This window comes from Paraburkholderia sp. RL18-101-BIB-B (assembly GCF_046026985.1).
In the GTDB taxonomy this organism is placed as follows: Bacteria; Pseudomonadota; Gammaproteobacteria; order Burkholderiales; family Burkholderiaceae; genus Paraburkholderia.
In genome coordinates this window covers 26,207-38,951 of sequence record NZ_JARESV010000042.1, presented here as the reverse complement: position 1 = coordinate 38,951, position 12,745 = coordinate 26,207, and the positions used below count along the sequence as shown (strand labels likewise).

At 59.1% G+C, this 12,745-nt stretch carries 8 protein-coding genes; 5 read left to right on the top strand and 3 right to left on the bottom strand.

What is annotated here, in order from left to right; translation table 11 throughout:
- Positions 1–3 precede the first annotated feature (3 nt).
- The 5 genes from P0D73_RS35975 (at position 4) to gmtX (ending at position 8,269) form a co-directional block, all read left to right on the top strand.
- Positions 4–537 carry a hypothetical protein gene (locus tag P0D73_RS35975; protein WP_408434972.1) on the top strand — a complete coding sequence of 178 codons (534 nt, stop codon included), beginning with the start codon at positions 4–6 and terminating at the stop codon, positions 535–537.
- A complete protein-coding gene (locus P0D73_RS35970; protein ID WP_408256036.1) occupies positions 525–2,846 on the top strand; it encodes an AAA family ATPase in 2,322 nt (773 codons plus the stop codon). The genes P0D73_RS35975 and P0D73_RS35970 overlap by 13 nt, the downstream gene beginning before the upstream one ends.
- A gap of 736 nt (positions 2,847–3,582) precedes the next feature.
- Positions 3,583–4,983, top strand: coding sequence for a gamma-mobile-trio recombinase GmtY (gene gmtY, locus P0D73_RS35965; RefSeq protein WP_408259143.1), 1,401 nt, complete (start codon positions 3,583–3,585; stop codon positions 4,981–4,983).
- An 8-nt stretch (positions 4,984–4,991) separates the two neighbouring features.
- On the top strand, positions 4,992–7,610 hold the full coding sequence (gmtZ, locus tag P0D73_RS35960) for a gamma-mobile-trio integrase GmtZ (protein ID WP_408259146.1): 2,619 nt from the start codon (positions 4,992–4,994) through the stop codon (positions 7,608–7,610).
- 32 nt (positions 7,611–7,642) lie between these two features.
- Positions 7,643–8,269 (top strand): gamma-mobile-trio protein GmtX, encoded by a 627-nt coding sequence (gene gmtX, locus P0D73_RS35955; RefSeq protein ID WP_408434970.1) that lies wholly within the window; start codon positions 7,643–7,645, stop codon positions 8,267–8,269.
- Positions 8,270–8,625: 356 nt separating this feature from the next.
- On the opposite strand, the gene P0D73_RS35950 is transcribed toward gmtX, so the two are convergent.
- The 3 genes from P0D73_RS35950 to P0D73_RS35940 form a co-directional block, all read right to left on the bottom strand.
- Positions 8,626–9,840: a porin gene (locus tag P0D73_RS35950; RefSeq protein ID WP_408259487.1), complete on the bottom strand. Its 1,215-nt coding sequence runs from the start codon at positions 9,838–9,840 to the stop codon at positions 8,626–8,628.
- Between the two features lie 133 nt (positions 9,841–9,973).
- Positions 9,974–11,320 carry an MFS transporter gene (locus P0D73_RS35945; RefSeq protein WP_408182323.1) on the bottom strand — a complete coding sequence of 449 codons (1,347 nt, stop codon included), beginning with the start codon at positions 11,318–11,320 and terminating at the stop codon, positions 9,974–9,976.
- A 162-nt stretch (positions 11,321–11,482) separates the two neighbouring features.
- Entirely contained in the window at positions 11,483–12,721 is a 1,239-nt protein-coding gene (locus P0D73_RS35940; RefSeq protein ID WP_408182325.1) for an isocitrate/isopropylmalate dehydrogenase family protein, read from the bottom strand.
- Positions 12,722–12,745 lie beyond the last annotated feature (24 nt).

Genomic DNA, 12,745 nt, shown 5'->3' with positions numbered 1-12,745 from the left:
ATCATGTTTGGTCTTTATCCTGCAGGTGCAGAGTGGGTTCGCGTGTTCGTAATGGACGATCAGGACGCACGCGACCTGCAGAAGTCACTCGCTGACCACGCTGGCTTTACGCCTGCGATTCTTCATCAACCCTTCGGTAAGGACCGTGGGGCAGTGCTGGCGCAATCCGGCCCGATGCTTGTTCTGCGTGCAACGACGCCTGGTGCGAATCAGGTAGTCGTCACCCCTGCCGTCGAAATGCAGCACCTGCTCTGGTCGTATAAAACGGGCATGGCGACGCAGTGGTCCCCGATGGAAATTCGCACCCTGACCGGCTACGCCGGATGGGACGAGTTGCTCACGAATGCCCGGCGGGAGTTTGCCCGGGCCTGCGAGAGAGTCGAGGCTGCGATCGCGGGCACGCTTGGAGCGCCTGTAGCTGTCGTAGGAAGAGTCGATCCCATGATCGAGCCGTTTCCCGACGATGACGACGTCGCTTTCTATTCGCGAATGGCGGCGATGTCCGAAGCGATGGAGGTGCCGCCATGCGTCCTCTGAAACTGACGCTCGAAGGCTTCTACGGCGTTCGTGACGGCATGAAGCGCGAGAGCATCACGCTCGATCTGGAGACGCTGCCGGAAGGCCTGATCGCGCTTGTCGGCCCTAACGGGGCGGGCAAGACAACGATCATGGACAACCTGCATCCATATCCGATCATGCCGTCACACGCTTCGATGCTATCGGTTGATGCCTTTTCGTACTGGGACCATATCTGTGGGACCAGTGCGCTGAAAGAGCTCGAGTGGGAGCACGACGGTATCCGGTACCGCTCGACGTTTTCCTTCAGAAAGCCCGGCAAGACGGGCAAGGCGGAGTACTACCTTGCGTGGCGCGGCTCGGATGGCGCGTGGCATCCCGTCACGTTGCCAGATGGCACGGTGTCCGACGGCAAGGCGGCGACGTATAACCGCTGTGTCGAAGCCATCAACGGCTCGCTTCAAAGCTTCTTTACCAGCGTCTTTTCTGCTCAGGACCGGCGGCCGCTCGCGTCGTATGGTGCTGGAGAGATCAAGGCGCTGCTCGCGGAGATGCTCGGCATTGAAAGCCTCAAAGCGCTGTCGGTGAAAGCCGGCGACGTGGCGAAGATTCTTGGCCGTGCGCTCGACGAAATCCAGACGGATCTGACGGCACTAGCAGGAAAGCGGCAGCGCAAAGCTGACGTTGAGCGCTCAGTGCAGGCACAAGGCGAGCTCCTGCGCGCCACACGTGCACAACGCGATCTGAAGCTTGAGGAGGCTGGGAAGCTGACTCAGGAGCGTGCGACGCTGGCAGCGAAGGCAGGCGAATCGGCAACCGCCGAAGCGCGACTGCGCGAACTGTCGGTGCGCGCGCACGAACTGGTCAAGGGCGTGCAGGCGCTGGATGGTGACGAACGGGCAGCATCCGTTCGGACCCAGCAGCGCGTGAATGCCCTGAAGCAGACGCTGGCGACTCATCAGGCGACGCTTGCCCGCAAGGAAGCGATTCTGGGAGCGGCGGCGAAGCGCGATGAAGCGCAACTGCTGATCGGTCGCGAGGAGGCGAAGCTCGAACCTCTGCAGCGTGCGATCGCGGATCTTGAGGCTAAGCAGGTCACTCATGCCACGCTCCAGACCGCGCTTTCGGGCCTCATGACACAGGGTCAGACGAAAGCCGCCCACTTCGAGACGTTGACGAAGCAGGCGGCAGTCGTCGACCAGGTGCCGTGCGTGGGGCAAGCCATGCATGCCACGTGTCCGCTGCTCAGTCAGGCACTTCAGGCGAGATCGCAGGCAGAAGAGCAACGGGTGTCGGTGGCCGAACTTCGCGCGCAGTATCGCGAAAAGAAAGCCCAGGCCGATCTGCTTGCGCCGGTCGTCGCAGAGCTTGCTGCAAAGCGCAGCGAACTTGCTACGTTGACCCGTACCCTGGGTGACGCCCGGCGTGACCTGCAGGCGGCGACAGAGCTTGCAGCGAGCAAGCCACTTCTGGATGCGGCTGCGACGGGCCTTGAGACCGCTAACGCGGAACTGAGGGACGTTGCGGAGGAAGCTGCTGTTCGATCTGCCCGATACGAGTCCGAAAAGGCACGTATGACGGCAGAGATGACCAGAATCCAGCAGGAATCGAAGCAGCTTGCAGCCGTCGACGTGACAGCCGCAATTGCCGAGATCGACCGGAACCTGGCCGCGAACCGCGAAGCTGTGGCAGCGCTCGAGGGCAGCACTGAGGGTGCGATTCGCGCCCAGACAGTGCTCCAGGCCGAAGCCGACAGACTTGCTGCTGACCTGAACGGGTTTTCTGCCACGCAACGGCGAGCCGACCGGCTCTCCGACGAAATTGCGCAGTGGAAGCTACTTGCGAAAGGTCTCGGCAACGACGGCGTCATTGCGTTGACGATCGACGACGCTGGCCCTGCACTGGCCGATACGGTCAACAGGTTGTTGCTCGCCTGTTACGGCACGCGGTTCACGGTTGAGATCCGCACACAGCGCGCGCTTGCAAACGGCGAGCTGCGTGAGGGTTTCGAGATCCTTGTTCATGACGCTGAAGCTGACAGCACGAAGTCCGTGGCGGTGATGTCCGGTGGCCAGAAAGTCTGGATCAACGAGTGCCTCACGCGTGGCATTGCGCTGTATCAGGCCAAGAACACCGGGCAGCCTTACCAGACGCTTTTTAGCGACGAGTCCGATGGTCCGCTCGATCCGCAGCGCAAGCTGCAGTTCATGCGGATGAAGCGGGAGGTGCTGAAGCAGGGTCGGTATGAGCGTGAGTTCTTTATCTCCCAGACGCCCGATCTGGTCAGCGAAGCAGATGCTGTGATCGACGTTGAGGCGCTCGCCGCCTGAGCACATTTTTCTTTTTAACCCTGTGGGGAACGATCCCCATAGTTATTCTCCCCAACTCGGAATACATAGTTCAGGGCAAAAGAGGCAAACTTGACACCGGTACCCCTCTCTGAGGGGTATTTTTTTGGCGTGATTAGGTTAAAGCTATACCTTAATGCTGCATCGCGTGTAGAAGTCAGGTGCTCCAATGGAATGCCGCGCTACCACCCGCGCCCAGATAAATCTTCCTCGCGGTCCTCGCTCAGTGCGCTTCACTGGCGCCTATTCATGTCCCAGCCCTAATGGGCTTTCCTTGCCGTCATTCGTCGTCTGGCCGGCATCAAACAGGAGAAGCACAGTCGCTTGAGTGCATTGCACCGCCCGCATTCGTCATGTATAACGTCGCCCTCCCAGTCCTCACCTCTTCATCGATTGGAGCATCGCGATGTCTCTCGACTATTGCCAAGCGCGTCTGGAAACACACCGGTACGTTTGGGTCGGCAAGCTTGGCGACGCTACACCCGTGACCGGCGTCAACGCAGAAGCCGTGTCGTGCTTCTGCCTAGTGCACCGAGGCAAGGCGCTGGTTGTGGTGAACGATACTCATCAGATCACTGAAGAAGGGTGCGAATGGACATGTGAGTCGCTTGGCGATTACGTACAGCCGCGAGCACGCTATAGCTAATGGGGCGATCTGCACCAGTTAACGGTTTTTCTGGTCAGTCTGACCAGAAAGACCCGTGATTAAAGGTCACTCGTGTTTGTAACAGTCAAAGCTCGCGTGTACACCGACACGTCTGGCGTCTATACGCAACTTCCTGTGCTGCTGACACCTGCTGGCGCGCTGGAGCCGCTACTTGATTACTGTCTCTTTCGCAGCCATGACCGCAGCCTGACATGGATGGCAAAGGTGACCCGCGCTGTGCGGATGTTCCTCGAATACCTGCACACTAACCCCGTTGAGGTTGACTCTTACCGGCTGTTCCAAAACTTCGCCCAACGGTTATATACCGGGACCTTTGACCGCGCTTCGGGCCTCGATCCATGCGGCCTATGCTGGCACCCGAGATCACCGCAGGATGCCTCGCACATCATCACCTTCCTCACCGACTTCTTCGACTGGCTGGGCGAAATGCGTCCCGAAGCGGCCAACGTGAATCCCCGCTACTCGGGCGGCTCTTTCGACAGACGGACCGACGAGGCTGCTTACCAGTACAGACGCAGCAAGGCTTTCCTTGGGCACACCTGGGCGGCGAACGTATCCCCCGCCGAGATCGGGCACCGTGTGCGAGGTCGACGCCTGCCCAAGGTCGAAAAGGGCGAACCGCCGGCATTCCCGGAAGAGCGCTTCGAGGAACTCTTGGTGAAGGGATTCTGCGCGGCGGGACGTCAAGACTATCGGGGCATGCTCATCACATTGTTGCTGCACGGTGCGGGCTTCCGCGAATCCGAGCCCTTCCACCTCTACATCCCTGACGTGTTCCCTGACCCAGCCAACCCGCGCCAGGCGAAGGTCCTCATCCACCACCCGAGCCACGGCAGAGCACCTCCCGAATGGCGCGATGAGCGCGGACGGGCGCGACAAGGTAACCGAGCGGGATACCTCGCCCACCAGTTCGCCCTCGCACCGCGCACTGATCTGATGGACCGTCGTCATGCTGGGTGGAAGGGTGGCACACACGATGGTCCCTACTACAAGCAGGCGTACTGGTTCCTGCCGGAGTATGGCGAGTGGTTCCTGCACCTCTGGCACCGCTACCTCGAACAGGTCGCATGTATCGAGCGCGACCACCCCTTCGCCTTTATCAACCTGAACCGCGAGCCCGTCGGCGCCATGTACACGCTCACTCAGTACAACAAGGCGCACGCCGCTGCCTGCGAGCGTATCGGGCTCACCGTAAGCAAGGCGCTGGGCACGACGCCGCACGGCCACCGCCATTCCTATGGTCGGCGACTGCGCAACGCCGGCGTCGACAAGGCGCTCATCCGCCGCTTCATGCATCACGCCTCGCTGGAAAGCCAGGAGGTCTATACGCAGGCGAACACCCGCGAGGCACAGGCGGTGCTCGAAGCGGCCGGGCAATGGCTTCGGGGCATGCACCGGGGTACTCAGTCGGTGTCCGGCCTTTTGGTGCCCGGCATCGAGTTCAAAAACTAAGGAACCTCATGCCCGACAAAAAGAAAAAGACTACGTCCCAGGCCGCCACGCTGCCGGTGTCCAAGAACAAAGGCGTAACCCGAGAAACAGATACCACTCTTAGCTGGGTCGAGCGAGACTATCCGCAGCTCGCCGCATGGCGAGTCTTGGCGGTGGAGTGGCTCAAAGGCGAAACACGCGGTGTCGCTTCGAAGCTCAAAGCATTGGCTGCCTTCTTTGAGCGCTACCTTGTCCAGCAGGTGCTGCCACTCGACCCGGCAGTTTTCCTGGCGCGCACCGCTGTCCTGCCCGACTTTTATCGAACGGCCTGCCCTGACTCGGAACAGGGCATCAAGTACAGCAACGCCATCAACGCATTCCTGCACTTCGTGCTGCTGCGCGAGTTCAGCGCCTTCGACGATGACGGCCAACCGATGGTCACTCCGGCCTTTCACAACCCGGTGCCCAGGATGTCCAAGAGCGGTCTGCCCCAGCGCGACGAAAGCGTGCATTCGCCGCTGCCTTACGGCTACATCGACGAACTGAGGCAGATGCTCGCGGCCGGCCCGCACTTCCGCGACTGGCATTGGGCGCAGAGTGCACTCGGTGCTGAAATCAGTAAAGGCTGGCGCGTCGCGCCCGGCTGGTTCGAAGTGGCCGAGGATCAGATTGACCGGAACGACCCGGACTGTGTGTGGCGGGTCCGGAAGGTGACCCACAATCATCGCGGTGGGCAGGTGCTGGAGATGTGGAGCCCAGTGCGCTGGGTGGCCCTGCTCGTGAAACTCATTCTGCCGCTGCGCACCTTCCAGGTCCGCATGCTCGACTCGGGCGAAGCAGATACCTGGCGCTACGTGGCGGGGAACTGGACGCTAAATTCGAGCCGGCTCGCGCAGGGCAGTGAACGGAGACCGCTGCAACAGGGAGTGTTCCGCCGTAGCGACCCGCTCGCCAATGGCGAGGCCGACTCGACCGTCCTCCATATCAACACCAACAAAACCGCCGACATCGCTAGGTCCGGTCCCGAGAAGGGCTACTTATTGCCGTGGTCTTTTGGCGGGCCTGTGCATCAGGACGTCTTCTATTGGCTGGCGAAACTGTGTAACTGGCAGGAGAAGTACAACCCCGTCTCGCGGCGCACGACTTGGGCAGAACTGGATGGTCGACACATCAACGCGAAGAGCGAGGTACAACTAGCCAGCTACCCGGACACCTGCTTCCTGTTCAGGACCCGAGAGGCCGCTGAGGGCGAGCACCATCTGCCTATCCGAGACAGGGGCCTGAATCGCTGCTGGTTCCGCCTGCTGGAAGCACTGGAGGTACGGCTGGCTGACCGGGGCGAAATGCATCGCAACGGTACGCCAATTCGTTTTCTTCCGCCGTCGGAAGAACAGAACAAGGGACGGACAACTCTCTTTCCCCTGCACAGCCTGCGTGTTTCCCTTATCACCGCGCTGGCCCTAGAGGGGCAGGTACCATTTCCGGTGCTTCAAAAGCTCGTCGGACACGGCCGCCTGTTGATGACTCTTTACTACACGAAACCCGGCGCGACCCACATCCGCGACGCGCTCCGTGACGCAGCGGAGCGACTGGAGGCAAACAAGGAGGCTAGCATTCAAAACTTCCTGCTCGACACCGAGCACGACGAACTCCTGCAAAAGGCGATCTGCAACAGCGTGCCTAGCCTCGCCGCCGCGATCCCGCAGCATCCGGCCGCGCGCAACGCGGTGGGCTGGATGCCGATGCACCACGGCCTGTGTCTCGTCGGCGGCAACACCAGCGAGGTAGAGGACAACGGCTCGGTGGGCGGCTGCTACGACGGTGGGCCGATGATTGCCAAGGGCTCTTCGTCAGCGAATCCCAAGTACGGGCCCGTGCCGGGCGGCAGCCGGAACTGCGTGCGCTGTCGCTGGTTCGTGACGGAGCCGTATTATCTGCCGGCACTGGCCGCCCACTTCAACACGCTCGCCTATCACTTCGATGAGGCGCGAAACGACTGTCTCACTCGTGAAAACGAGCTGCGGGACCTGAAGCAACAGAGAGCCGATGCGGAAGACGCGGGCCAACCGTTCGCTCGGATGGAAGCCTACCGGCAGGCCGAGCGGGTGTGGGAGAGCACGATGAAGCGCTTCAGCGACCTCGCCGAAGACCTCGTAGCCTGCTGGCGTCTCCTCGAACGCTGCAAGGTGGCACTCGATGCGCTGCAGGGCGACGGTACCCAGTTGGTGGCCGCCGGCACGATGGGCGACGTGCATGTCGCCTTCGAGGAAACGGAGTCGGAATTGCTCCAGCTCGCGGGCGTGTGCGAAAACGTCGAGGTTTACCCCGACCTCGAACCCGGCAAGGCTGTATTCCGCCGCAGTCAGTTGCTCGACGCGGCGCTCTACCGCGACGTCCGGCCGCCAGTGTTCATGCTGCTGAGCGAAGACGAGCAGCTTCGTATCGGCAACGCCTTCATGCGTCGCCTTGCCCAGCAGATGAACCCGGCGAATCACGGGGTGGGCAAACGGGAAGTGATTCGCCTGATGGATGCAGGCTTGAAACTCAGCCAGTACTTCGACATTGACCTCGCCTTGCTGCTACCCACGACAAATCGCGTCCAAGCGTTCCCTGTTCGTCACCAGGCCCTCACGGGAGATGAAGCATGAATGGCACAACGGACATCCACCCCGAGGCGGTCTTGGAGTCGCTGCTCGCGAAGGGCGGGCGCTCGAACAGGCGCGCGAACTTGGCGAATATGCACGAGGTTTGCCGCAAGCAGTATGAAGCCGGCTCGCGCGACTTCTCCCTGCCCGCCATTGGTCGCCAGGCCGAAGCCGAAAGCATCATGAAGGGCCGCGCGCTCTACAACGCACAGTCCGCCGACTACAGGACGCTCATCGAAGCGTGGGCGGCCTATGCCGGGCCGCCTGCGCCCAAGCCGTCGAAGACGCTGGCGAGCCACGAATACTTGATGCGCATCGAGGACCCGGCCATCCGCTCCATCATGCAGGCCATCATCGCGGAGCGCGACAAGCTCAGAGCGCAACTTAACGTACTGAAGGCAAACTCGCAGGTGACTGTGGATCGCCGTCCACTTGGCGCAACCGTCGCAGGTGCGCCCGGCTTGCCGCCGGTTACCGTGCTCGCACCGGCCGCCCAACTCACGCCGTCAGAGCGCGAAGCATTGCAAAAAGCCGTGTCGGCCGACTATCTCGAACGGTGCGGCTTGCGGGAAGGCAGTCACGGCGAAATTCTCAACGAGCGCGGCCGGACGTTGTTCGAGGTGGGATTCGCTCGTGCGATTCGGAGGATACTGGGCGATTGAACTTGTCGAAAGAAAGCTCCGCGCGGGGTATGCGCGGCTACCGAATAATAAGTTAGCCAGCGCCTATTCGGCTATGTATCTTAGCTGTCGGATTCGACAGGGAAGCATCGTCGCAAGCCGGCCAACTTCGGCCGTTCGCCTGCACTTTCGCTCGGACGTTCGAGCGTCGGCTCAACTCCGATATGAGACGATCGCCGATTGACCACGCAAGCTGGCCTTACGCGCCAGAACTTGCGGGCCAAAAAAAGCAATGTTGACGACTGGTACAAGATCTAGCCACCAGCCCGCAGCATCCACGGGCAGAGTTCGCGCTAGCCCTAGTCATCGCGCAGCGCGTTCCCTTGTCCGCGGAGCTGTCAAAATTTCACGCGAAACCCGGCCCGAACGAGAGCAGCGTGGTTTCCCGCTGCGGCGGTCAAACTCGCAATGCTTGCGACGGCTTGCTGCCCTGTCGAGTCGATGCCAGATGCTTTTTGGTAAATGCCGAGCAGGTAGACATCCGTGCGCTTTGACAGGGAGTAATCTGCGCCAAGCGTGAACTGATGGTACTTCACGCCAGCGTTGTGGACCGTTGCGTTTGTACTCGATGCCCCGGTTCCTTTGGTGTAATCATACGCAGCGCCAACCAGCAGCGCCGGTGTTACCTGATAGGTTGCGTTGACTTCTGCATTATTGAATGTCGCGTTGCCGGTATAGTGCTCTGGATTGGTTGCCACCACGGCACTATCACCAAGATGGTCGAAGCGGATATTCGAGTAGGTTGCGCCCAGCGTTGCGGCGCCTATCTTGTAGAGACCGCCTGCGGCTATAACCTGATAGGTGCGGGCCGAAGCATATCCGGACAATACCGGATTCGTTGTGGCAGAGATGTTGTTCGCCGTGGCCGAGCCGTTCGGATTATCTCCGAAAAAAGAGACGTTCGGGTTTCGCACGTTCAGATACGCTACACCAACAGAGGCAGCGGCCAACTGCAAACTTGCTCCGGCGGAATAGACCTGGTTTGTCGAAATCGAACCCGGTTGCCCCCCGAAGCTGTATAAGCCACCAAAAGAGAATCCCTTGTAATTCTCGCTTGCATACTTGATGGCATTATTCGTTCGAACGGAGTTATTCAGATTGTCGAGGTCACCAGGATGAGCTGCGCGGTGACTACCATTCTTGTCAGAGATGCCGAATTGTCCGACATAGTCCACCACGCTGTCATACTGCCGCCCCGCTGTCACCGTACCGAATTTGCCAGTGGAGATGCCAACATATGCCTGACGCCCAAACATGGCCCCGCCTTGCCCAAGTTTGCCTGTATTGGCGTCGAACCCATTTTCCAGAACGAAGACCGCGCGGACACGATCCCCGAGATCTTCCGCGCCTCTCAATCCCCATCTCGACCCACTGAGACCGCTGAGCGAATCCAATTGCACAACGGATTTACCTTGATTGGGCCCTACCTTTGTATTGCTGACATATTCCAGGCCTTCATCGACAACACCATATAGAGTAATGCTGCTCTGAGCATATGCCGTCGTGCCTAGCGCGGCGTAAGCAATGGCAGCGCAGTAGCGAAAAGTTTTCATTTTTTTGTCTCCGTATATTCTGTTTGTCGGATGGGTCATTGAAATGTGCGCGCCAGCCAGCAGCGTCCAGACGCGCGCCGACCTGCCGGTCCCAGCAAGCTGTTTCCTGCGGTCGGAGAAGGACTATTTTTCTTCAGTCAACTTTGGTAGTGACCGGTTCTATGATCGTCAGCAGCAGTACGAAGCCGACAGCAGCCGCAATTGACATGGTCGTAAAGACCGCTGACCAGCTGTAATGATCCAGCAGAACGCCAGTGATAATCGGCGTGCAGGCGCCCCCAAGTTGCCCAAGCGTGTTAACCAACGCGGTTGCAAGTGGAAAGAGATTTCTATCCGTCAATCCGGACGGGTAGATGCAGAACGAGGAGTACCCGAGACTGAGCAACGCACCGGTTGCGAAAAGCAATGCAGCAAGCATTTGCTGTTGATGCGGTGCGGACTTCAGTGCGTACATCGTGATGATCGTCGCCACGCAACTGACAACCATTAGCGGCTTTCGGCGACCGCCAAGCATGCGATCTGAGATGATCCCGCCAGCCAGATTCCCGAGCACCGCCCCAATGAACGGCGCTGCGGACATCATTCCAACATCTACGATGGTTAGGCCCTGTACATTCTTGAGGTAGGTCGGAAGCCAGGTAAGAATGAAGTTGATAATCCCCGCCAGCAGGAAATAGCCGAGCGATACGCCGATGATGTTCCAGTTTGTCAACAGACGTCGGATGGTCGTTATGCGTTCAACACTTCGCGCACGGATGAGTCTGTCCAGCCGGGGGAAATGCCCCTTGCTTTCCCGCTGCGTAGCTGTCTCGGCAGGACTGTCCGACGATTCAATCAGGTCTCGCTCGCCTGGTCCTACGAAGCGGCTTTCCCGCGGGTTATTCGAAACAGTGAGCAACCAGACGAAGGGAAGGACGAGACCGGGTAGCGCGAACGCGGTAAAAATATGATGCCAGGTCCAGATCGTTATGATGAGTGCGGCGATTGGTGGAACCAGCACTGGACCGATCTTGTTTGAGGAAAGGAATAGTCCCGCAGCAGTGCCTCGTTCCCGATATGGAAACCAGTTGTTGATGGTTGTTATGCAACTGATTGCCAAAGGCGCTTCCGATAGCCCCAAGCCAATCCGCGCAAGCTTCAGTGCCGTAACTGAAGAGACGAGCCCATGCATCGCTGTGAATACCGAAGTCATGAGAAGCGCAACGGGCAAGACCGTTCGAACGCCGAATCGCTTAACGATAAATGCCGATGGAATCTGTCCGAATGCGTATGCGAAGAAGAAAAGACTCGCGAGACTACCGGCACCGGTGTTGGTCAGTCCGAAATCATGTTTGATGTAGGGTAGTGCGATACCGATGTTTGCACGATCTGCCGCCGCCACCGCGTAAACGACAACAACGAGAGTAATGACCACCCATCGAAATCGACCTATCGATGTTTTTGTTAGCGGTACCCCTGTGGAGCGGGCTAAATTTGACATGCTTGTCTCCTTGGGGCGAATCTTGTTCAGTGCCCGAGGCACCAATGATCCGCAGGCTGATCCGGGCGCGTAACGCAGACACGTTCGCGCTCTTCTTGATGCGACATATGAATTCTTGGGGCACGAACCGTGTGTCGGTTCGCGCTTCGCCGGTGCTAGATGTTATGCGGCAGCGTGAGCGTTTTTGGGAACATGCAAAGCCAGGCTTTGCGCAATTGCGGTCGCCACTGTCGATGTGTCGCTACTTCCCCCAAGATCAACCGTTCGTGGACCGGTCAGGAGAGAACTGGAGACTGCGTTGCGGATCGCAACGCATGCCATGGCACAGCGATGGTCATCATGCTTTCCCGCTAACCACTCAAGCATCATTGCGGCGGATAGGATAGCCGCGACGGGATTGGCAAGCCCCTTTCCAGCAATGTCAGGTGCGCTGCCGTGCGATGGCTGGAAAACTCCGTGGTTGTCGCCGATATCTGCCGAAGGCGCGATGCCGAGTCCGCCCACCACGCCTGCGGCAATCTCTGAGGTAATGTCACCAAAGATGTTTTCAGTAACGACGACGTCATAGCGTTCCGGATTGGTCACCATGTACATTGCACCAGCGTCGACATAAAAGCAGTCAGTCTGAATGTCTGGATATTGCTTGGCGACCTCAAGGAAGACTTTCCGAAGCAGGACATTGCTGCGTAGTGCATTGGACTTGTCAAGAAGGGTGACATGGCCACGCGTACCATAGAGACGTCGGCGGGCACGGGCCTGCTCGAATGCAACGCGAAACAGCTTTTCGCTTGTTGCGCGGGTGATCGTCATCCGGTCACTCATCTGTTCATCGCTTTCTTCCTGCGGGTCTTTCAGGCCGGCGAACATGCCCTCCGTGGTCTCACGGATAACAAGCATGTCTACGTCTGACGAGCGGATGTTGGTGGGCACACCTTCGAACAGCTTTGCCGGACGCAGGCTCGCGAACAGTCCATAGTAAGCGCGCATTTCGACCTGAGCACCCCATTCACGACCGTCTGGAGTGCGGACGTCAGGAAGTCCCATGGCGCCAAACAGAATGGCATCCGATTTGCCAATGACATCCATATCGGTGGGGGTAATAAACTTACCCGTACGCTGATAAGCTTCGGCGCCAAAATCGTAGAACGTATAGTTCAGGGCGAAGCCACACGCCTCAGCTCCTGCGCGAAGTACTTTCATTGCTGCGTCGGTTACTTCCGGTCCGATTCCGTCGCCGGGCATTACCGCGATTTCGTAGGTGTTTTTCACAATTGACCTCAGATGGTGGTGCTTTGCTGGCAAGCTCGCGCTTGCACGACTACCTTCGAAATCAAGTTTAGTGGCTTGATTTTTCTGTTCTGCGATATCTTGGAACGCGTTATTTTCCGCTTTGGAACACACATGGGCGGCATCACCGAACGGGAT